18 protein-coding genes, 1 tRNA gene and 1 pseudogene are annotated in these 22,049 nt (G+C 57.9%); 7 read left to right on the top strand and 13 right to left on the bottom strand.

The genetic code is table 11. From position 1 onward, the window contains the following. Nucleotides 1-732 precede the first annotated feature (732 nt). The 7 genes from QP970_RS06650 to QP970_RS06620 all read right to left on the bottom strand — a co-directional run bounded on the left by QP970_RS06650 (nucleotide 733) and on the right by QP970_RS06620 (nucleotide 5,930). A tRNA-Leu gene (locus QP970_RS06650) sits at nucleotides 733-806 on the bottom strand. 40 nt (nucleotides 807-846) lie between these two features. Further along, nucleotides 847-1,812, bottom strand: coding sequence for a Ppx/GppA phosphatase family protein (locus tag QP970_RS06645; RefSeq protein WP_005280018.1), 966 nt, complete (start codon nucleotides 1,810-1,812; stop codon nucleotides 847-849). A gap of 9 nt (nucleotides 1,813-1,821) precedes the next feature. Further along, nucleotides 1,822-2,370 (bottom strand): DUF501 domain-containing protein, encoded by a 549-nt coding sequence (locus tag QP970_RS06640; protein WP_023026136.1) that lies wholly within the window; start codon nucleotides 2,368-2,370, stop codon nucleotides 1,822-1,824. 8 nt (nucleotides 2,371-2,378) lie between these two features. Next, a complete protein-coding gene (locus QP970_RS06635; protein ID WP_239270114.1) occupies nucleotides 2,379-2,939 on the bottom strand; it encodes a septum formation initiator family protein in 561 nt (186 codons plus the stop codon). 178 nt (nucleotides 2,940-3,117) lie between these two features. Further along, the gene (eno, locus tag QP970_RS06630) at nucleotides 3,118-4,395 is read right to left on the bottom strand and encodes a phosphopyruvate hydratase (protein WP_023026132.1); all 1,278 of its coding nucleotides are present in this window, start codon (nucleotides 4,393-4,395) and stop codon (nucleotides 3,118-3,120) included. Between the two features lie 92 nt (nucleotides 4,396-4,487). After that, on the bottom strand, nucleotides 4,488-5,249 hold the full coding sequence (locus QP970_RS06625; protein WP_239270115.1) for a lytic transglycosylase domain-containing protein: 762 nt from the start codon (nucleotides 5,247-5,249) through the stop codon (nucleotides 4,488-4,490). Nucleotides 5,250-5,339: 90 nt separating this feature from the next. After that, nucleotides 5,340-5,930, bottom strand: a complete 591-nt coding sequence (locus QP970_RS06620) for a MazG nucleotide pyrophosphohydrolase domain-containing protein (protein ID WP_239270116.1) — start codon at nucleotides 5,928-5,930, stop codon at nucleotides 5,340-5,342. A 69-nt stretch (nucleotides 5,931-5,999) separates the two neighbouring features. Here QP970_RS06620 and QP970_RS06615 point away from each other — a divergent pair, with 69 nt between their 5' ends. The 3 genes from QP970_RS06615 to nadC all read left to right on the top strand — a co-directional run bounded on the left by QP970_RS06615 (nucleotide 6,000) and on the right by nadC (nucleotide 9,563). Beyond that, a complete protein-coding gene (locus tag QP970_RS06615; RefSeq protein WP_239270117.1) occupies nucleotides 6,000-7,475 on the top strand; it encodes an amino acid permease in 1,476 nt (491 codons plus the stop codon). A gap of 129 nt (nucleotides 7,476-7,604) precedes the next feature. After that, nucleotides 7,605-8,627: a quinolinate synthase NadA gene (gene nadA, locus QP970_RS06610; protein WP_370657804.1), complete on the top strand. Its 1,023-nt coding sequence runs from the start codon at nucleotides 7,605-7,607 to the stop codon at nucleotides 8,625-8,627. Next, nucleotides 8,628-9,563, top strand: a complete 936-nt coding sequence (nadC, locus tag QP970_RS06605; RefSeq protein ID WP_239270118.1) for a carboxylating nicotinate-nucleotide diphosphorylase — start codon at nucleotides 8,628-8,630, stop codon at nucleotides 9,561-9,563. 41 nt (nucleotides 9,564-9,604) lie between these two features. On the opposite strand, the gene mfd is transcribed toward nadC, so the two are convergent. Together mfd and QP970_RS06595 are read right to left on the bottom strand one after the other, a co-directional pair. Next, nucleotides 9,605-13,246 carry a transcription-repair coupling factor gene (gene mfd / locus QP970_RS06600; protein ID WP_239270119.1) on the bottom strand — a complete coding sequence of 1,214 codons (3,642 nt, stop codon included), beginning with the start codon at nucleotides 13,244-13,246 and terminating at the stop codon, nucleotides 9,605-9,607. Next, complete coding sequence (locus tag QP970_RS06595) at nucleotides 13,247-13,864, bottom strand: TetR/AcrR family transcriptional regulator (protein ID WP_005282075.1); 618 nt, start codon at nucleotides 13,862-13,864, stop codon at nucleotides 13,247-13,249. 610 nt (nucleotides 13,865-14,474) lie between these two features. On the opposite strand from QP970_RS06595, the gene QP970_RS06590 reads away from it, so the two are divergent. After that, complete coding sequence (locus QP970_RS06590; protein WP_284869794.1) at nucleotides 14,475-14,900, top strand: hypothetical protein; 426 nt, start codon at nucleotides 14,475-14,477, stop codon at nucleotides 14,898-14,900. A gap of 291 nt (nucleotides 14,901-15,191) precedes the next feature. Here the strand turns inward: QP970_RS06590 and QP970_RS06585 are convergent. The 3 genes and pseudogenes from QP970_RS06585 to QP970_RS06575 all read right to left on the bottom strand — a co-directional run. Then, a pseudogene (locus QP970_RS06585) lies at nucleotides 15,192-15,793 on the bottom strand (transposase); the annotation flags it as partial. Between the two features lie 435 nt (nucleotides 15,794-16,228). After that, nucleotides 16,229-17,014 (bottom strand): DUF4300 family protein, encoded by a 786-nt coding sequence (locus QP970_RS06580; protein WP_239269133.1) that lies wholly within the window; start codon nucleotides 17,012-17,014, stop codon nucleotides 16,229-16,231. Nucleotides 17,015-17,381: 367 nt separating this feature from the next. After that, complete coding sequence (locus QP970_RS06575; RefSeq protein ID WP_239269134.1) at nucleotides 17,382-18,290, bottom strand: NAD(P)/FAD-dependent oxidoreductase; 909 nt, start codon at nucleotides 18,288-18,290, stop codon at nucleotides 17,382-17,384. Nucleotides 18,291-19,029: 739 nt separating this feature from the next. Here QP970_RS06575 and QP970_RS06570 point away from each other — a divergent pair. Next, nucleotides 19,030-19,656: an Ltp family lipoprotein gene (locus QP970_RS06570; protein WP_284869793.1), complete on the top strand. Its 627-nt coding sequence runs from the start codon at nucleotides 19,030-19,032 to the stop codon at nucleotides 19,654-19,656. A 119-nt stretch (nucleotides 19,657-19,775) separates the two neighbouring features. Next, nucleotides 19,776-19,925 (top strand): hypothetical protein, encoded by a 150-nt coding sequence (locus QP970_RS06565; protein WP_239269136.1) that lies wholly within the window; start codon nucleotides 19,776-19,778, stop codon nucleotides 19,923-19,925. 38 nt (nucleotides 19,926-19,963) lie between these two features. Here QP970_RS06565 and QP970_RS06560 read toward each other — a convergent pair whose 3' ends face one another. Further along, nucleotides 19,964-20,680: a trimeric intracellular cation channel family protein gene (locus QP970_RS06560; protein WP_239269137.1), complete on the bottom strand. Its 717-nt coding sequence runs from the start codon at nucleotides 20,678-20,680 to the stop codon at nucleotides 19,964-19,966. A 137-nt stretch (nucleotides 20,681-20,817) separates the two neighbouring features. Between QP970_RS06560 and QP970_RS06555 the strand changes: the two genes are divergently transcribed. Next, on the top strand, nucleotides 20,818-22,014 hold the full coding sequence (locus tag QP970_RS06555) for an MFS transporter (protein WP_284869792.1): 1,197 nt from the start codon (nucleotides 20,818-20,820) through the stop codon (nucleotides 22,012-22,014). Nucleotides 22,015-22,049 lie beyond the last annotated feature (35 nt).

Here is a 22,049-nt window from a genome sequence, read left to right as displayed (position 1 = left end):
AACCGGCTACCGGGCGGCTACCGCCACCCCGGTACCTGGTACCGCCTTACCGGTCCCTAAAACAAGCCCGCGTCACTCTCCTGTGACGTGTCCCGAATCTTGTTGCTAGGAACTTACTCTCATGTCGGGTGAGCCGCCGGAAAAGTCCTCGGCGTAGGACCAACAGATTGCAAAAGAGCATCTGCCTACGAGGCAGATCACCATGGTGATCTGCTCTGTTAGGGCGCTACCGCCCCTCATTCCTACTGCTCTTTTCTCGATCCTTCGCCGCCCATCATGCTCGGTCTGGTGCACCGAGGATTTACTATCCGTAGCTTCGATATAAGCTTAGAAGAGGCATCTTCTTCATGAGCTGATCCTCAAGTGCCTAGACAGTCATACTTCGGCCGAGAGTTAAGGAACACCTTGCGATTTACACTCATTTCCACTGCCACAGCAATCATCATGACGCTGGCGGGAGCTAGCGCATTTTTCATCCCTGCATTCATCGCAGTCGGAATTGCCATCGACGGCAACAACCGGAAAAACCGTACAGCCTAAAATTATTGACGCAGGTCCAGACAAGGAGCTGTGGACCGGCTGGGATTGGGCTGCACGCGTCTTTGACTCGCAGATTAGGTGCGAGAAAGGCATGCGAACAGGCTGGGCTCTCCCAGCCAGTTAAAACGCTAGGCCCAGCCATACTAAAAGTCTCGAGACACCATAGGAACGATGTCTCGAGACTTCAGAGCGTGCCCCCAGTGGGACTCGAACCCACACTGAATCGATTTTAAGTCGACTGCCTCTGCCGATTGGGCTATGGGGGCGGGCGCAAGGAATAGTGTAGGACACTATTCCTAAAAAGAGTTAATGAGGGGTCGATTCACTAACCAGACCAGCAATGATGCCGTCCAGGATGTCTTTTTCACTGATGAAGAAGCTGCGTGCATCGCTAGTGCGCTCGATGAGCTGCATGATTCCTTCAACTGCTACTGCCCCACCGCCGATGACATCGGCGCGGCCAGGGTGAATGACGGGATTCAGGGCGCGTTCCTCCGAAGGGATGCTGACGAGTTGCTTGAGCAGCACTCGCAGGGCATCAAAACGTAGCTCCGAGCCGTGGATCGCATCGGGGTCATAGCGCTCTAGGCCCTGGGCCAGGGCGGATAGCGTGGTAAACGTGCCCGCACAGCCCACAATGGTGCGCGCCTTGGACATGGGGACGATCTTTTCCACCTCGCCCATGCGCTCTGCCACGTATTCGGAGGCAATCTCGATTTCTGATTCCGTGGGCGGGTCGGTGCGCATGATGCGCTCTGTCAGGCGCACGCAGCCCATGTACGCAGAGTGCGAACCTAGAATCTCTTCATCTGCGGTGCCCACGACGAATTCGGTGGACCCGCCACCCAAGTCAATGACGCAGAAGGGACCGCGGTCCGGCTCCATATCGGCGACCGCGCCGTTGAAGGACAGGAGTGCTTCTTCTTCGCCGGATATAACCTCCGCCTTTGCGCCGGATTGGATCTGCCCCAAAAGCTCGGCGGTCATATCGAAAAATTCCTGCTGGTTCTTCGCATCGCGGGTGGCACTGGTTGCCACCATGCGCACGCGGGTAACCTTCTCGAACTTCATCTGGCGCACATAGCCCTCCAAGGCCACGCGGGCGCGCTCTAAGGCATCGGGCGCGATTTCACCCGTTGCATCCACGCCTTGGCCCAGACGAATGATTTCCATGGTGCGGGTGATATCGCGCACCTTGCCGTCTTCATCGATTTCAGAGATTAAAAGGCGAATGGAATTGGTACCGCAGTCAATGGCTGCCACGCGAGTCATGTCGTACTCCTATTCAGCGTTGGAAAAATCGAACTCCGCCAAGTCAATGCCCAGCTCTTCCACCGTGGGCCAATCCTGCGGAATCGCCGTACCGCGTAGCTTACCGTGGTCGGCCGCCATTGCCACGGCCTCGGTGCCGAGGCGGAAGTGCTGGGGGCCTTCGGCAAGCGCATAGGCGATGAGCACGTGCAGGCACTTCACCCGCTCGGGCATGCCGCCGCCAGAAAAATCTGTGCCCAAGTCCTCAATCTCATTGCGCTTGGCCAAGAAATGCTCATGGGCCTGGTGGTAGTCGGCAGCAAGCTCCTTATCCTCGGCCAGGCGGGACTCCATCCACTTCATCACGTGGGCGACCTCCAACCGGGAGGCTTCCGCGGTCAGGCGGGGATCGGTGAGGTAATACAGTGTGGGAAACGGGGTGCCATCCGGCAACTTGGGAGAAGTTTTAATCACGGCCGGTTGGCCATCCGGTGTGCGGAACGATACCTCCAGCACGCCGCGTGGGGTGCGGCCCAATTGCTCGGAAACGATGGCTAAATCTGCATCAGTGACGGTCATGCGAACAATTATCGCACATCGTCACTCTCCTCAGGCGCTGGCTCAATTGGCAGGTGCTGCGACTCGCCCGCTGGGGCCTCTTCTTCCGGCGGCTGCGCCACCGAATCCCACAACACCTCAAACCACGGGCGCGAATCTTCCTGCGACTGACCATCGGTAGTGACCTGGTCATCGGGCTGAATATTAGGATCGAGGATGCGGTACGCGGTCTCACCCTGCTCTACCACGCCGAAGCGCCGCCGGGCTTCCTGCTTGATAAAGTCCTCTGATTTATATTTATCGATCTCTTCTAATAGAGCATCTTTTTCATCCTGCTTCGCCGCAATCGATTCATTCAGCCGAGCGATTTCGGAGCGGCCGTGGTAGTAATTGCGCAGCGGCACCGCGATGATGACGAGCACCACCAACACAAAAACAACGATGACGGTCATGCCAACGATGCTCATGCGATCGGGCTTGCGGTTCTTCTTTTCCTGCGCCCGCTGGGATTTGCGGATATCCGCAGCACGCGAGGCCACCGGAACCCTAGTGCGGCTCCGGCGGCGCTCCGTCTTCTTCTCACGTGCCATAGGGTTACTATCCTAGCGCCGCCACACCAGTAACACAGGCGTGGCACGCGCGGAATTTCATCAACTTTCTCAGGCGCTCGAGATGCTCAGAACGAGCAAGCCCCCACCGCACCTTTTCGGGGCACATCGGGGGCTAAATTCCTAGCGGCGTCTAGCTTCTAGACTAGACCGCTAGGCCTTAAGCGTTGAAACGCGGGAAGGCGGAGCGGCCGGCGTAGACGGCGGCATCGCCAAGCTCCTGCTCAATGCGCAGCAGCTGGTTGTACTTAGCCACGCGCTCGGAGCGGGCCGGGGCACCGGTCTTGATCTGGCCGCAGTTGAGGGCGACGGCCAAGTCCGCAATGGTGGTGTCCTCGGTCTCGCCGGAGCGGTGGGACATCATGGTGCGGTAGCCATTGCGGTGTGCAAGCTCTACGGCATCGAAGGTCTCGGTCAAGGTACCAATCTGGTTGACCTTTACCAGCAGCGCGTTGGCCGCCTTCTTATCGATGCCCTCCTGCAGGCGAGCCGGGTTGGTGACGAAGAAGTCATCGCCGACGATCTGGACCTTATCGCCAATAGCGGCGGTCAGGGTGGTGTAGCCTTCCCAGTCGTCTTCCTGCAGTGGGTCCTCGATGGACACGATGGGGTACTCGTTGATGAGCTCCTCGTAGACCTTGGACATCTCCTCGGCGGTGTGCTCGCCGCCTTCGAAGTGGTACTTGCCGTCCTCGTAGAACTCGGAGGAAGCGACGTCGAGGGCCAAGGCGACGTCCTTGCCCGGCTCGAAGCCGGCCTTCTTAATGGCCTCAACGATGACGTCGAGCGCAGCGCGGGTGGAATCGACGGAAGGAGCAAAGCCGCCCTCATCGCCCAAGCCGGTGGACAGGCCCTTGTCCTTCAGGACGGCCTTCAGGGAGTGGTACACGCCAGCACCGATGCTGAGGGCCTCGGTGAAGGTCTCCGCACCGATGGGGGCAATCATGAATTCCTGCACATCCACGCCGGAGTCAGCGTGGGAACCGCCGTTCAGGATGTTCATCATGGGAACGGGAAGAACGTGAGCGTTCGGGCCGCCAATGTAGCGGTAGAGCGGCAGCGCGGCGGACTCGGCGGCAGCCTTAGCGGTAGCGATGGACACACCGAGAATGGCATTGGCGCCAAGGCGGGACTTGTTATCCGTGCCGTCCAGCTTGATGAGCGCCTGGTCAATGAGGCGCTGGTCATCAGCCTCGAGGCCAGCGATTTCATCGCCGATTTCCTCGTTGATATTCTCTACGGCCTTCTGCACGCCCTTGCCTAGGTAGCGGTCGCCGCCGTCGCGCAGCTCGTGTGCCTCGTGCACACCGGTAGATGCGCCGGAGGGAACGCCGGCAACGCCGTGGGCGCCGTCGTCCAAGAAGACCTCGGCCTCTACGGTCGGGTTACCGCGGGAATCCAAGATTTCGCGTCCAAATGCGTGGATGATACCAGCCATGCTGTAACTCACTCCTTATAGATGATGTTCGTCGCTGAGCCAGTTAGTTCAGTTACATGCCCAATTGTTCCAGAAAACCGCCACGCGTGAGGCTAGCGAGCCGGTTGCGGGACCGAGTAGGCATTGGCCGCATGGGCTACCTTGTCCAGATATTCCCTGGACTGGTTGTAATTTAAGATGGCCTCTTCCCACTGATCCGGGTCATTGAGATCCCTATCACCAAAGCACAAGAGGTTCGCCGCGCCCAGGGCGGCATCGTCAATCTGGTTCGGGTCGGCCTTGCCATCGCCATTGGCGTCGCCGCCGGCGGACTCCCACGAGGTAGGGATGAACTGCAAGGGACCCACCGCGCGGTCAAATTCCGTATCCCCGTCGATTTCGCCGTTATCGGTATCCGGGGTGTGCGCGGTGTTATTCGAGCCATCCAGGGTGATGCCGACGATCGGCGGCTGCGGGTAGCCGTTGTCATCCAGCTTGGAGGACTTAAACCAGTTGCCGTTATAGGTACCGTGCCGAGTCTCTACAAAGCCCAAGCCTGCCAGGGTATTCCACCGCAAATTGCAGCCCGGGTGCTGCTGCCGGGCGATAAGTTCGGCGTTGCCATAGGCGCGCAGCGCCTGCGGCGGGATATCGGTAGCTTCTGCCAGATCCGATGCCCAGTGGGTGAGCTTATCGGCCGTGCGGCCCGGCGCGTTGACATCGATATTGGCCACCTCTTTTCCACCTACGGGCGGGGTGGCGTCTGGGACCGAAGAATCATCGGTGGAATTGGATACAATTAGCCCCATTACCAGCGCAATGATGATTACTACGGCTAGCCCGCAGCCCCCGATTGTTCGCAGCAGCCTGTTCATGAGTAGCCATCCTACTAAGTGAAATTCACCCCGCCGGATAACTACACGCGCCCGCCGCGCGTAAAAGTCCCTGCGACTTTCACCCCACTTTTACTCCCGCGATTTCCCCTCCGCCCAGAGGCGGTTTTGTTCTTCTACGCCCACTATTTCCGCCGTGCCATCAAAGAGATACGGCGCGCGGGAGCGCATCTTGCGCACGAAACTTGTGGCGACATCGTCAAGCGAGAAGGTAGAAATCTCGGCGTGAAAAAGCACCTGCAGGAAAACATCCCCAAGCTCTTTGAGCAATTCCTCCTCGGGTGCGTGCTGGCGCACGGCTGCTGCAAATTCCCCCGCCTCCTCTTCTAGGTACGGCAGGAGCGATTCATGGGTCTGCTCGCGCTCCCATTCGCCGATACGGCGGGCCGTTGCCATAGCGCTGCGCGCTTGCATCACGGCATCGTCAAGCGACTCGGCCCTAATGACCTGTTCCCCGGTGGCAATGCGCGCCTGGGTTTCCGGATCGTGTTCATCGGTGGTGACCAAGGTGCCGGTGGCATCATCGCCACTTAAGAGATCCGAGAAGTTCCACCGCACTGATACCGGTACTTCCCCGGTGAACTGAACGGGGCCATATAACTTGCCATAGGCGCGCATGGGGATCATGGTGGGCCAGCGTTCATCGAGCAACAGGACTGTCATAGCTACAAAGTCTATCCCGTGTGTTTTCTCAAGTTCCCTTTAACGGGGCAGGCGCGGTACTTTAGGCCAATGACCTCCAGCCAAAATAAGTCCCACTCGGTGTCATTGTGGACGCTTGTCGCGCTGATTATCGGATCCACCGTCGGCGCGGGCATATTTTCGCTACCCCAAAATATTTCCTCCGTGGCAGGCCCAGGTGCCATGCTCATCGGTTGGTTGGTGGCGGGTATCGGCATGCTGTCCGTTGCCTTCGTCTTCCAGATTTTGGCGTACCGAAAACCCCACCTTGATTCCGGCGTCTATTCTTATGTGCGCGCTGGCCTGGGTGATTTCATCGGCTTTACCTCAGGCTGGGGCTACTGGCTGGGCTCGGTGATGGCGCAGGTGGGTTATGCCACGCTGTTTTTCAATACGATTGGGCATTACCTGCCGCTTTTCGATGCCGACCACCAGTGGGCGTCCGCCATCGCCGTCTCCCTTCTATCGTGGGGAATCTTCGCCGTTTTGGCCCGCGGGGTGCAGCAGGCCGCATTCATGAACCTGGTGACGACGATTGCCAAGATCGTGCCCATCCTGGCCTTCATCGTCTTGGTCGCGTTCATCGGCTTTAGCTGGGATAAATTCACCCTGGATTTCTGGGGGCGAAATTCCAATGCCAGCGTCTTTGAGCAGGTCCAAGGCATCATGCTCTTTACTGTCTGGGTCTTTATCGGCGTAGAGGGCGCCTCCGTCTATTCCAAGCAGGCCGCTAAGCGCACGGATGTCGGCCGTGCTACCGTCATTGGCTTCTTCTCCGTGCTGGCGCTCTTAGTCTCCGTATCCACCTTGAGCTTTGGCGTGATGACCAAAGAGGAGCTGGCCGCGCTGCCGGATAACTCCATGGCTTCGGTGCTTACGGAGGTCGTCGGCCCTTGGGGCGGCGCGCTGATTTCCATCGGCCTGTGCCTCTCGGTCCTCGGTGCCTACGTTTCCTGGCAAATGCTGTGCGCTGAGCCCATCGTCATGATGGCCATCGATGGCCTCATTCCCCGCCGCATCGGCACCATCAATGTGGCCGGCGCCCCGTGGGTGGCGCAACTGATTTCCACCTCCGCAATCCAGATCTTCATCGTCGTCTTCTACGTCAATGAGGCGTCCTATGCCGCGATGGTGCAACTGGCCACCATCATGTACCTGCTACCCTATATCTTTTCCTCGCTGTATCTGCTACTGCTAGCGATACGTGGAAAGGGCGTTACCCACCCACACGCCGGAACGCGATTCGACCTGTCTGGGCCAGATATTCCCAAACGCGAAAACCGGCGCCACTTTGGCATCGCGCTAGTGGCCTTCGTGTACTCGTTGTGGCTAATTTACGCCGCCGACCCGGTTTATATTCTCTTCGGCGCCCTCGCCGTCGTGCCGGGACTTATCCCATATGTGCTCACCCGCCTCTCGCGCCGCGAGAAGCTTTTTAATGGATTTGAGTGGTCAATCGTCATCGTTGTGCTGGTTGCCGCTATCATCGCCGCGGTCGGCCTCACCCAAGGATCACTGGAACTCTAGTCTCCCTGCCCCACCAAAAAGGGCTACATCGGCGCGCTCGCCCGCCATCGCAAGTGGTCTTGGACACAGACAGTTTAGTACGGTAATTACACCCCACTAATTCTTGTGAATATCACTTTTGGAGCACTTGTGACTCAAACCAATGCGAGCGTTATGCCCTCTGCCACTCCTGCTGGTTCAGACCCCGCGGTAGACAAGGCCTGGGCGGAGCGGATTAAAGAGTTGGCGGAACAGCGCAATGCGGTGATCCTGGCGCATAATTACCAGATCCCGGAGATCCAGGACGTTGCCCACCACACCGGCGATTCCCTGGCGCTGTCCCGCAAGGCGGCAGAAACCGATGCAGATATCATCGTCTTTTGCGGCGTGCACTTCATGGCGGAATCCGCCAAAATCCTTTCGCCAAATAAGAAGGTCCTCATCCCCGATGAGCGCGCCGGGTGTTCCCTGGCAGATTCCATCACCGCAGATGAGCTGCGCGCATGGAAGGCCGAGCACCCCGATGCCCTAGTGGTCAGCTACGTCAACACCACCGCCGAGGTCAAGGCGCTGACCGATGTCTGCTGTACGTCCTCCAATGCCGTCGACGTGGTCAATTCGCTGCCGGCGGATAAAGAAATCCTCTTCTGCCCCGACCAGTTTTTGGGCGCCTACGTCAAGCGCGAGACCGGCCGGGAAAATATCCGCATTTGGGCCGGTGAGTGCCACGTGCACGCCGGCATTAGCGCCCAGCAGCTAGCCCAACAAACCCAAGATAACCCGGACGCGGACCTGTACATCCACCCGGAGTGCGGCTGCTCCAATTCCGCTTTGTACCTGGCCAACGAGGGCTTGGTGCCGCAAGAGCGCGTGCACATGCTCTCTACCGGGCAGATGATCACCCAGTCCCAGAAGCAGCCGCAGAACAAGGTGCTCGTTGCTACCGAGACCGGCATGCTGCACCAGCTGCGCCAGGCCGCGCCGGATATCGATTTCCAGGCCGTCAATGACCACGCCGAGTGCAAGTACATGAAGATGATCACCCCAGACGCCTTGGAGCGCTGCCTGGTGGAAGAAACCGATGAGGTCACGGTGCCAGAAGATATCGCGAATGCGGCGCGCAAGTCCCTCGAGGCCATGATTTCCATTGGCAATCCCGGCGGGGGCGAGTAAATGGACAACCTGCGCCTGCCGGATTGTTCCGCGCTCATTGCCACGGCCTTGGATGAGGATTTCGCTTACGGGCCCGATTACACCTCGCTTGCCACGGTGCCGGGTGAGAATCGTTGCACGGCGGAGTTCACCGCGCGCGAGGCCGGCGCCATCGCAGGCTTGGGCCTTATCGAGCAGGTCCTTGACGCGACCGCCCAGCGCTTGAGCCAGTGGGGCGTGGATACAGGCGCCGCGCTTGCCGATGCCCCGACCTCCACCATCACCCTCCACTCCACCGACGGCGACAGCGTTACCCCAGGCCAGGTCATCGCCACGGTGCAGGCCCCTACCCTCTTGGTGCTGGCAGCTGAGCGCACCATGCTCAATATGGTCTCGCACGCAAGCGCCATCGCGACGCAGACCCGGTGTTGGGTCGATGCCATCGCGACAACGGCGGAGGAAACGGGGACTCCGGATAGCATTAAGCAGGCCCAGGTGCGCGATACCCGCAAAACCCTGCCTGGCCTGCGGGCGCTGCAGAAATACGCCGTGCGCGCCGGCGGCGGGGCAAACCACCGCATGGGCTTGGGCGATGCCGCCATGATTAAGGACAATCACGTACTCGCCGTGGGCGGCAGCGTGGCCACGGCCCTGCGCCGCGTGCGCGAGCATGCCCCGGATATCCCCTGCGAGGTCGAGGTCGATACCTTGGACCAGCTCGAGGAGGTCCTCCCGTTGCACCCGGATATGGTGCTGCTGGATAACTTCGCGCTTGCCGATGTCCACACCGCCGTCCACCGCCGCCAAGCGCTCAGCCCAACCACGGCGCTAGAAGCCTCCGGCGGGTTGCAGCTTGAAAACGCCGGCGAGTACGGCACCTCGGGCGTGGACTATATCGCCGTCGGCGCCCTCACCCACTCGGTTCGCGTGCTGGATATCGGCTTGGACTTCTCCTAAGCGCCGAGGGGCTACGCGCCCTTCGGCTTCTCGCCCATCGGCTACTCGCCTACGCTGATGACCGACCCGGCGCCGGCTTCCTCGCCGGAGACGTTGATGGGTTGGACATCAAAAAGCGCGCTTAAGAAGTCCGCTGCCCACTGGATAAGCTCCTCATCGCGCAGCTTGGGCGAGGTGACATTGCGCCCGGCCTTGGGGAAGGGCACGTTGATGGCCTTGGCCGCAGCGCGGAAGCTCGACCCCGGGTAGAGGCGCTTCAAACGGACCTGCTTGGAATCCGGCAGCTCCACCGGGTGGAATTTCACGCGGGTGCCCTGCACGGTAATGTCTGCCACCCCGGCGCGGCGGGCTTGGTGGCGCAGTCGCGCCACGGCGAGCAAGCGCTCGACCTCCTTGGGCAAGGTACCGAAGCGGTCTTCCATTTCCTCCCGCGCCGCCGTGAGATCCTTGTTGTCCTGCGAGGCCGCGAGCTTGCGGTAGACCTCAAGGCGCAGGCGCTCGGAGTCGATATAAGACTCTGGGATGTGCGCATCCACGGGGAGATCGATGCGGATTTCCTTCGGGCCTTCGTCTGTTACCGCAGGTGCCTCGCCGCGGGCCAGGGACTTGAAGGCCTCGACGGCCTCGCCGACCAAGCGCACGTAGAGGTCGAAGCCCACACCTGCGATGTGGCCGGATTGCTGGGCACCCAGCACGTTGCCGGCACCGCGCATCTCAAGGTCCTTCATGGCCACGGCCATGCCGGCGCCCAGATCGTTGTTCTGGGCGATGGTGGCCAGGCGGTCATAGGAGGTCTCGGTCAGCGTGGCGCCCTTGGGGTACAGGAAGTAGGCATAACCGCGCTCACGGGAGCGGCCCACGCGCCCGCGCAACTGGTGCAGCTGCGACAAGCCCATGTGGTGGGCATTTTCCACGATTAGTGTATTGGCATTGGCGATATCCAGGCCGGTTTCCACGATGGTGGTACAGACCAAAACGTCATACTCACGGTCCCAGAATCCCTGGACGGTCTTTTCCAGCACGTCCTCATTCATCTGACCGTGGGCGACGACGATGCGCGCTTCTGGCACCAAGTCGCGCAGTTCGCGCGCCTTCTTTTCAATATCGGAGACCTTATTGTGGATAAAGAAGGTCTGGCCATCGCGCAACAGCTCGCGCCGAATGGCTGCCGCGACCTGCTTGTCCTCGTAGGCACCAACATAGGTCAGCACCGGGTGGCGATCTTCTGGCGGGGTGAGGATCGTCGACATTTCGCGGATGCCGGCCATGGACATCTCCAGCGTGCGGGGAATCGGCGTCGCGGACATGGTAAGCACGTCGACGCTGGCTTTGAGCGCCTTGATGTGTTCCTTGTGCTCCACGCCAAAGCGCTGCTCCTCATCGACGACGATAAGGCCCAAGTTCTTCCAGTGCACGCCGGTTTGCAGCAGGCGGTGCGTGCCGACGACGATGTCAATCGAGCCATCGGCAAGCCCCTTAAAGATCTCCGTGGCTTCCTTCTTGGAGGTAAAGCGCGAGAGCACCGCTATCTTGACGGGGAAACCGGCCATGCGCTCGCTAAAGGTATCGTAGTGCTGCTGTGCCAGCAGTGTGGTCGGCACCAGCACGGCGACCTGGGTGCCATCTTGGACCGCCTTGAAGGCGGCGCGAATGGCGACCTCGGTCTTGCCATAGCCCACATCGCCGACGACCACGCGGTCCATCGGCACTGTGGATTCCATGTCCTCTTTCACCGCGTCGATGGCCAACATCTGGTCTTCGGTTTCGACGAAGGGGAAATTATCCTCCATCTCCGCCTGCCAGGGGTTATCGGGCGCGAACTGGTGGCCCGGAGCGGCCTGGCGCTTGGCATAGAGATCCACCAATTCGCCAGCGATCTCGCGCACGGCGGCGCGCGCTTTTTTCTTGGTGTTCTTCCAATCCGAGCCGCCCATCTTGGATAGGTGGGGCGATTCGCCGCCGGTGTACTTGCTGAGCAAGTCCAGCGAATCCATCGGCACCCACAGCTGGTCCGCCGGCTGCCCGCGCTTGGAGGGCGCATATTCCAGCACGATGTATTCGCGCCGGCTGGTCTCATCGCCGGATTGGATGGTGCGCTCGGCCATCTTCAAAAACTTGCCGATGCCGTGCGTTTCATGCACCACAAAATCGCCCTGCTTGAGCGCCAGCGGATCCACCTTATTGCGGCGCTTGGCCGGCCGCCGCTTAGCGTCTGCAATATCGCCAACGCGGTTGCCGGTCAGGTCCGTTTCCGTGACCACGACGAGCGGCAGCGCCTCAGCGTCTTTGAGCTTGCGCACCTTGGGAAAGACCAAACCGGCATGGCTGAGCGCCTGATACAAGGTGACCTCGCCCGCGCTGGGTTCCCAACCGGGGGTGGCCACCTTGGTGCGAATGCCCTGCTCGGCAAAGCGCTCCACCATGCGCTTGATGGCGCCCTGGGCAGGCGCGATAAACGCCGCGCGCCCGCCGGCGTTGGTATGCGCGAGCAGCTGGGCCATCATGGCGTCGATTTCTTTGATATCTCCGCGCGGGGTGGGCCCGGGCTCGAACTCGAGCGGCAGGGTTTCTTCCTCTGGCCCGGCCAGCATACCCGGTGGGGAAAATGTCCACAGTGGCTGCCCGGCCTCGCGAATGGAGACCTCCAAAGACTCAAAGGAGCGGTAGCTCGAACCTTCAGTATCGAGCCCTTCCGTGGACAAGGGGCCATCCGCGCCCATGGCGGCGGCCTCCCACCCGGCGGCGAGGAATTCCGCGTCGGTCTTTTCCAGGTCCTCCACGCGGCGCCTGATCTTTTCCGGTGCCACCATCACCACGTGCGTGGCGGCGGGAAGGAACTCGGAGAGGGTGATCAGTGGGGCATCGGAAAGCACGGGCAACACCGCCTCCATGCCCTCTGCCGGAATATGCTCGCTGACCTTGGTGAGCAGCTCCACCAGCGCTGGGTTTCCGGTATGCGTCGACGCCAGTTTGGCCGCGCGCTGCGCCACCGCATCCGTAATCGGCAGCTCGCGGGCGGTAAAGATATCCACGCGGCCGACCTCGATTTCCGGGATGGTGCGCTGGTCAGCGACAGAGAACTGGCGGATATCGGTAACCTCATCGCCCCAAAACTCCACGCGCACCGGGTAATCCAAGGTGGTGGGAAAGACATCGATAATGCCACCGCGGGTGGCAAACTCACCGCGCTTAGCCACCATGTCCACGTGCTTATACGCCCTAAATTCCAGGCTGCGCACCACATCATCAAAGTTATATTCGTGGTCTTCTTCCAGATGCACCGGGGCGCGGCCCTCGATGTCCTGCAGGATGGGCTGGGAGAGCCCGCGCGCGGCCGTGACAATAATGCGCAGGTCATCAATGTTGTGCAGCACCTGCGCGCGCTTGCCGATGATATCCACGCCCGGGCTCAGCCGCTCGTGCGGCAGCGTCTCCCACGACGGGAACATCGCGACTTTATCGCCCATCATCGCGGTAAGCTCCGCGGTGAGATCCTCCGCCTCGCGGCTGGTGGCCGTGACCGCCAGCACCGGCGCGTGGTGGGCCAAGGTGCCAAGAGCCCAAGGGCGCGCCTGATCAATACCCGTAATGTGCAGGTCCTGGCCCACATTGGCCACAAGCCCCTTGAGCTTCGGGTCCGTGGCCGCGACCTTAAGCAGACCTGCCAGCATTGGCGTCGCCATTTACTTCCTGCCTCCTAGCTTGGGCTTAATTTCCATACCGGACAAACCATTCCAGCATAGATTGACTATATGCGTAGCGACGACTTCCTTATCCGGTTTATCCGGGCTGCGCTCATCCAACCACCACTGCGCTGTGGTAGAGACCATGCCAACGAGGGCCTGCCCATAAATATTGGCTAACTCCGGATTAATACCGCGGTGCTCAAAAGCTTCGCCCAAGATATAGGCCACCTGCCCCACCGCGGCATTCAGCAGCGTGGAAAAACTGCGTTCCTCGCCCGGCTTCGAATCGCGCACCAAGATGATGAAACCATCGGTTTCTTCCTCAACGTAATTCAGCAGCGCCATTACGGCCTGCTCGATGCGCTCGCGCCAGCTGCCTTCTTCTAAAGAATCCTTAATGACTTTTTCCAGCGCCAGCATCTCCCGATCCACGACCACCGCATACAGGCCTTCTTTGCCCCCAAAATGCTCGTAGACCACCGGCTTCGATACGCCGGCGCGGGACGCAATCTCTTCAACGCTGGTGCCTTCAAACCCCAATTCCGCGAAGGCGGCGCGCCCAATGGAAATCAATTGCTCGCGGCGCTCGCGTCCGGTCATTCTCTGTCGAACCATGCCTTCTACCATATCCTTTGCCCCACCCCTACCTAGTAATTTGTTATTTACCCGGGGGCGTCAGGTACGCTATAGCTACAGCAATCGCTGTGGTTCCCCATGGTGTAATCGGCAACACTGCGGTTTTTGGTACCGCCATTCTAGGTTCGAGTCCTGGTGGGGAAGCATTTTCGCAGCCCTCTCTAAAGGCATAAACGCCGGCGAGAGGGATTTTTTAGTTTTCTCTTTGCAGTGGCCTCAGAAAAACAGTCACCAAGAGAATCGCCCAAACGCGAAAATCTACTAATCTCAGGGCTCGCTGTCTTTAGCGATCACATTCATCGGCGGCAAATTAGTGCTCCTTCTTCCCTCTCCCTAGGACCAATAGATCAACCCGCGGAAAGAGGCCCTGCGCAGGCTCATCGATGCCATCCCTCCACGTATTTATCCCCCTGTAGATCCTCAAGATACGCAGAGATTGACCTCCCTAAGTTTTAGAGGAAAAGTAAAACACACCTGACTCATTCCTGTGTGTTCCGACACAAAAGCTGAATATTTTATAAATAAGCATTAGTATGTTTCCGGTGTAAACACCCACCTTTTGAAAACAAAATTCCATCAAGGAGGAATCATGCTGCGCAAAGCATCCGTCGGACTTACCACCCTGGCCATCGCCACCACCACCGCAGTGGCACCGGCACTCGCTGAAGACACCACTCCCGAAACCACTGCAGCCGAGACCACCGCAGCGGTAGAAACCACCACCGAGACCGCCCCAGAGCAGGATGACAACGGCTCCTCCAAGCTCAACAAGGAGAACATCCACGACAAGCTGGACGAGCTCTCCAGCAAGCACCAAGATAACAAGCAGGATCTCGGCGACAAGCACGAAGAGCACCAGGAAAACTTCCACGCCAAGCTCGACGAGCTCTCCAGCAAAACTGATGACTTCAACGAAAAGGCCGAAAAGTTCATCAAGAACATTGACTTCAGCAAAATTCAAGACGCACTGAAGGTCATTGAAAAGATCATCGAAATCTCCGCTAAACTCGCCTAACTCAAACGATCTCCACAATTCCACCAATGCTCTGGGTGTATTCCAAACACCTAGAGCATTTCTCTTTTCTCAAATTCACCGAGCTAGTCCCCTCCTAAAGGGCAGAACCCCTCCAAGATTAAGGGACACCGGTCATAAGAAACCGTCCAGTGCGCCACGTGCGCATTGGACGGTCTCACTGGGTTCCCAAAAGAACCAATTATTGAGCGCCCTGTATAGCCACAAAGCTAATACAGAAGCGGGATGGGACCTGACCCCCCGACGTGTCCACTGTCCGGGGGTCAGGCCCGTGCGCTTGTGATTGAAAAGGTCGTCGTTGGCTGGATCGGAATTGATGGCCGCCGTCACGCGTTTCGCCCCGTAACAACCGTTCTCGGCCGTGAACACGGCCTTGATCCTCGCTCCCAGCACCGCGTCGTCAAGGACGCGTCGCCGGCGGGCAGGAGCAGCTGATTTCCATTTGTAATACGAGGACCGGTTGATCTTCAAAACCTCACATAACCGCTTGACCTCGTAGAGGCCTCGGTTGTCATCAACGAACCGGAAGCGGTTCACCAGTTCGTCTCTTCCGCGAAATATTTGGCCGCCTTGCGGAGAATCTCTCGTTCCTCCCGGAGCTTGGCGTTTTCGCGTTCCAGCACGCGGATGCGTTCGGCGTCGGAGAGTCCTTCAGCAGGCGTGCGTGCGCTGTTGGCTGCGGCAATGGGGCTGGCGACTTTCTCACCGTTGGCATTGGTTTTGGTGCCGGTGCCGAAGGCATCGAGCCAGCTGCGCAGCGAGTTGCGGTTGACCCCGAGATCGGAGGCGATCGCGTTGATCGTTGCTCCGGGAGTCGACTCGTACAACGAGACTACGTCACGCTTGAACCGCTCGGTGTAGGTCTTGCGTGGCATGGTGGAAAGGTACCTCACTTCCCAGCGAGATGCTGGTTTCAAGGTGTCCACCATCTGGGGGTCAGGTCCACTGACATGCGCAAAGCCACCGCCCCAATAGAACCGGACAAATAAAGCAAACAGCCGGGCCGACGAAGTCGGCCCGGCCCCAGTACCAACTACCCAGAACACGACAGTACCGGGTCCCCAGAACACCGGTACCAAAAACTCGCATCTGACAGTTTAGACCGCGCATCGCTTAAAAAGAAGAATTCAACTGCCAAGGTTCCTATATCACCCACTGACGCCTGAATATGCAGCAACTGTTCGGAAAAGGCGGGAAAGTACTTCCCGCCGCGAGTATTCGAACTATTCCGCCGTGATTTAGCTACTAAACGTCACGTGTCTCTTAACGGGAAGCAGTTGATTACTGTCACACAGGGTTAAACTGCCCTTTTACTTCTTGGCGTAGCGCATTCCTTCTATCACGTCGTCATTGTCAAAGATAATGGGTTGGCCGTATTCCAGATCGGGGCCGTCATCGTATTTATGCATCAGGTAATCATTAAGCTGCTGCATATCCTTCACCGTCACCGCCTGATAAGGCATGTCGAAGGCAAGCTTCTCCAAGAATAGGTAGCCATCCTCATACGGCACGGCAACGCCGGTATGCCCGATGAAAAGCGTGGCCGGTTCTGTCAAGGTATCGTGCGAGAATACCGACACCACTCGGGCATCTGTATCCGCAAACTCGATGCCGCGGTCTTTAAAATAAGCCTTGATATCGGCAATGTGCTGTCCGGGATCTTGCTCCATGGTAGTTTCCACATTCCCATAGAAGGCCTCAAACTTGGCGCGCTCGGCTTCATCAAAGATTTGATCCGGCGCGTTGTCTAGGGACTGTTGGTCTAGGAACAACAAGGAGTCATTGGGGTTGTCCTGGTCATCAACGGAAAAGAGCGAATCCGCCAGGGTAAAGGTATTGATGCGGCAATTGGTACCCACATAATCCGCATGGTGGTCATTCCACGCCTTTGAAATGGCCTCCACATCGTATTCTGGGTCCTGCTTCCTGTACTCCGCGAAGCCTTCGGTCACCATGCTGTCCGTCGGTACAGCAGTGTTGTATTCGTCTACCAGCTCAAAAAAGCCATCGATGCTTTGTTGTGGCACTCCGGCACCGGCAAGCGCAGTGCGGGCCACCTCTTGCGATTGCTTATCGACGAGATTGCTAATAGTCATCCCCGCCAGTAGCTGCGCCGCATCGGCATCTGCGGTCGGAATCTCCGTGTGCTGTTCGCTCGCCGCCTTTGACTGTGCGCCGGCACTGGAGGTCGACGCAGAGTCGGAACTATTCGCAGCCTGATTCGTCTCCCCACTATCTGGATTCGAGCAAGCCGCTAACAATAAACACGCTGTCACGGTAGGGACAGCCAGGTAGGAAAAGCGCATCATCACATGCTAGCGAAAAATGGCCCACACAAGATAGCCCCCTCGAAAAATCGGGTAGCAAGGACTCCCAACGCATCTCGGTTCACCACTTGTTTGTTCTTTGAGGAGAAGCCACCACTATCCAATCTCCAGCATGAGCAACAAAAGTATAAATCCTTCAGCCGGAGATATCCTCATCAAACATCTTCTGATCCACCTTAATGGCAACGGCGGCTCCAGCGCCCATGGCTTGCGGCATTTGGTCTGGGGAGCTTATGACATTTCCTGCAGCCCAAATACCCTCCAGTGACGTCATCCCAGAGTCCGCTTTAACCCAACCGTGTTCTACAGCGCATCCGGCTTGCTTAAGTAGTGAGTCATTAGGAACAAATTCGGGACCGGTAAAACAAGCTTCGTATTCCTTCTTTTTCTGCCCAACGTCAAGTACTACGCCGCCATCAAAGCGTTCAGATTCTCTAACCCCTTGCACCGAATTAGGTTCAATTGTGATTCCTAGCGATTCCATAAGGCGTTTTTCATCCTGGGAAAGCTCCAGCCCATGTGGATAGAAAGTCACTCGATCCGTCCACTTAGTGAGCAGCTTCGTTATACGGAAAGTAAATGGAGGGTTCTTCCCACCAATAACGACCAGGTTCTTATTTTTGGCCTCATAACCATGGCAATAAGGACAGTGAAAGACCCGGTTGCCCCACAACTGTTCAAGGCCAGGGATGTCCGGCAATTTGTCAGTGATACCTGTAGCTACGATTACATGGCTCGAGTAAATGGCGTCGCCGCTTTCCAATTCGGTTTTCCACCTATGCGAGTGGTCCTCAGCAGGCATAAGCGACTTCGCAGTTTCAGGGATGACCTCTCCGCCGAACGATTGAAATTCTTGGCGGCCACTTTCCAGCATTTGAACAGGCGATGCAGATTCGAATCCTAAAACTCCGTGGGAATGCTCGCTAAACCTATTGCGTGGCTGATCTGAGTCCACTAACGCGACAGACCGATTCGCGCGAGCCAAGGTAATAGCCGCAGAAGTGCCCGCGAATCCGCCACCAATAATTACTACGTCCACTCTCATAGAAATCTTTTCCTTACCCTACTTTAAGCCAAGGAAAGTCAAGGCAATCTACAATTTTCGTACACATAGGCGATTTTCCTTGCTCGCCTGCATACTTATGTCCGAACCAGTTGATTTAGTTAAACCATTGCTACTTCACACTACAGCCAGATGCTGGGGGTGTGCATCGGCAATAATCACTCATTATCTCTCTTCCGAAAGACCAAAGCGTTGGACAACTCTCCTTACTCGTCTCCCTCCCTTGAAACTCCTGCGCCACTTCCATCAGCAAACGTGGAAAAGCCGCTTTTAAAGCGGTGGTTGGTTCTGGCTATTGTTTATTGGGGCCGCCCTCGTGGTGTTTGTGGCCTTTATTTTTTCCATGCTGAAAATAAGCGAAGCCCAAGACACTGAGGCCGCTTTAGACAAATGCCGCGAGGATGTAACCCGCCGTGCCAAGTACCCCGGTGGAGTCAGTTTTCCAGAAGATATTGATATCCAGTCGGCAGATTCAATAACTGAATCGCCACGTACATACCACGCCTTCGGCCACGTTGATTTTCCCAATGGATTTGGCACTCCAGTCCGAGAGTTCTATTCCTGCAACATTGTCGTTGATTTGGGAGATATTCAAGACAGTACCGTCCGTTGCCAAGGATCCGCTGCGCTAATCGCTCTCGACCACTGCTGCGCTTTTGCAGCCAATGTCGGAAAACTTTCCTCTTTCCCTCTCTCACTCACTTTGAAAGGAACCCACACCATGTCCTCTCCATCCCCCTATTCCGATAATTCTCAACCGGCTGGTCAACCAGCAGCTGGGCAGCCGGCTTCTGAGCAGCCCCAAAAGAAAAAGGGCGGCTGCCTCAAGTGGGGCGCAATCATCATCGGTGTCCTCATCATTATCGCCATCATCGCCAATATGGGCGGTAGCGACGATAAAACCAGCGAAAGCTCTACGGACCAGACCACCCAGCAAGGCACTGTAGAGGCCGCCCCGGAGGAAGAAGCCCAAGAAATAAACGCGGACGACGATGCTCGCGATGAGCACGACAATCAGCCAGAAGAACGAAGCGAAGACCAAGATGTCCCGCGCGAATTCAAGAATGCTTTGAAGAGTGCCAAGGTGTACTCAGATACCATGCACATGTCCAAGCAGGGATTGTACGACCAGCTCAGCAGCGAGTACGGCGAACAATTCAGCCCGGAAGCCGCCCAGTACGCCATTGATAATTTGGAAGCGGACTACCACGATAATGCTCTTCAAACGGCCCGCGATTACGAAGAAACGATGAGCATGTCACCCAATGCTATCTATGACCAACTCGTCAGCGAATACGGTGAAAAACTCACCGCAGAAGAAGCACAGTACGCAGTGGATAATCTGTAGTCGTACCCCACAGGGTACTAGCGCAACTCCGCCGAGGGACCTTGCTCTTGCTTGAGGGCGACGCTTATAGTCGCCCTCACTAGCATTGCGGCAATGTTGCACTCGAAAGGATTCCTGCCATGACCGATCCACACTCCACGTCTACCCCGGAACCTGGTGATGACGATTCCCAGAAGCCATTGCCCCTAACCAAGGATCCGTTCCTTAGGTGGAGCGTTCTTGTCCTTATTATCCTTGTCATCATCGCCATCGTCACCAACCTGCCTTAAAGTCGGCCACGGTACGGTCCTACGCGCCGTCTAAACCGCTAGCGTTTGCGCCGACCGCGGCGAAAGCCTTTTAGCTCCGCCTTCTTCGCAATCGCGGCCACCTGTGCCGCGGTGTAGTTCACTGGCGCGACTCCGGCGCGGGGCAGGACCCATCCCCGCCAGTAGGAAATGATGGCCATGCCACTGCCGATGATTGGGGAAACCACCATCCCCATGGCGAATTGGTCATTGGATGCAAAGGTCACCATGACGATGCCTGTGACGATAGAAGGCACCGCATAGAGGGGGCTGCCGCCAAAAATGGACGGGATTTGTCCAGAGGCGACATCGCGGACCATTCCCCCGCCGACGGCGGTTAAGACACCTAAAAACACGCACGGGATCATGGGCATACCCGCAGCCAGTGCCTTCACACAACCGGTGGTAGACCACATACCCAAAATGATGGCATCGCCGTGCTCGCGGAAAATCTCCCACGCCTTTCCCTTCAGCTCCATGAGGAAGGCGGTCAGCGCCCCGGCACAGGCAAGGCCCAAGTACCAAGGATCTGAAATAGCGGCGGCAGGGCCATCATCGATAAGCATGTCGCGGATCATGCCGCCAGCCAGGCCGGAAAATAAGGCGAGGAAGATAAATCCCACGATGTCGAATTCGCGGCGGCGAGCAATCGTGCCACCGATGATGCCGTTCAAGGCCACTCCGATCAGATCGAAGGCCTGGTACATCGTGTTGATGAGGGGATCCACGTCATGCATAACAACTACTGAACATAGCCGATCGCAGCGGTTTCGCCCTTTCCAGGGGTAGGAAGCGAGTAAAGTTGATCGACGGTCTCTTCTGACCGGATTACAGTGTTATCCCGCTTTGTCTCGGTTATCTCGAAAGTTCTTTCATGTCTAACTCAAATGCTAGGTACTTCATCTGGTCCAATGGCCTGCAAAATTTAGGCGACCAGATCGTTGCTTCCAAAACGGTGCTGCCAGCGCTGTTTAATGCGGCAGGCGTCCCCGCCTTCTTTACCGGCCTGCTTACCCCTATCCGGGAATCTGGCTCCATGCTGCCGCAGGCCGCTCTTACCCCCTGGGTGACCACGCACCGCGCCCGCAAGCGCCTGTGGATGATCGGCTCGACCGGCCAAGCCATCTCCGCCGCCGTGATTGCCCTTGCCGCATTCTTTATCCGCGGCGCATGGCTGGGCGTGGTCGTGCTTCTCGCCCTGGCGGCGCTTTCCCTGTTCCGCGCGTTGTGTTCCATCGCCGGCAAGGACGTGCAGGCGCGCACGATTTCCAAGGGCCAGCGCGGCCGGGTCACCGGATCCGCAGCGGCCTTGGGCGGCGGGGCCACCCTGCTGGCCGGTGTCATCTTATTCCTCTTGGGGGATCTCACGATTTCCACTATGGGCATCGTTTTATTGGTCGGCGCTTCTACTTGGGGCATTGCCACGTGGGTATTTTCGCACGTGGAAGAGCCAGTGCCGGAGGGGGAACAAGAAGGCATCGATAAGAGCTGGTGGTCAGATACCTGGAAGCTTTTTACTGGCGATGCCCAGTTCCGCAACTTCGTCATCGTTCGCGCTCTGTTGCTGGTCTCGGCGCTTTCTACCGCATTTATCATACTGCTGCACGATGACCTTTCCGGCATCTACGGCTTCGTGCTTGCCTCCGGCCAGGCTTCGCTCGTAGGCGGGCGCGTTTCTGGCATATTTTCGGATAGATCCTCCAAGAACACTATGGCGGCTGGTGCGGCCATTTCCTCCGTCATCATTCTGCTCATCGTGGCTAGTTCCCACTGGGCCCCAGACTCCGTGAATGCTTGGGTCATGCCTCTCGGCTTCTTTGCTGTCAACCTCGCGCATACGGCAGTCCGCGTGGCCCGAAAGACCTACGTGGTGGATATGGCGGGCGGCGATAAAAGGACGCAGTACGTGGGTGCCGCGAATACAATGATGGGCATCATTTTGCTCATCATGGGTGGTATTTCCTCCGTCATTGCTCTCGCGGGACCAGAAGCGGCGTTGATTTTCTTGGCGCTCGTTGGCTTTATTGGAGTGTGGCGCGCGGGCAGCCTTAAGGAGGTTTCTCGCACATAGTTGAAATAGGGACTATAAGATGAAGCCCGAAGAAC

Source organism: Corynebacterium sp. MSK073 (assembly GCF_030232085.1).
Taxonomy (GTDB): domain Bacteria; phylum Actinomycetota; class Actinomycetes; order Mycobacteriales; family Mycobacteriaceae; genus Corynebacterium.
Note: the sequence above shows the minus strand (reverse complement) of the source record. Positions and strands in the feature narration are given on the sequence as shown.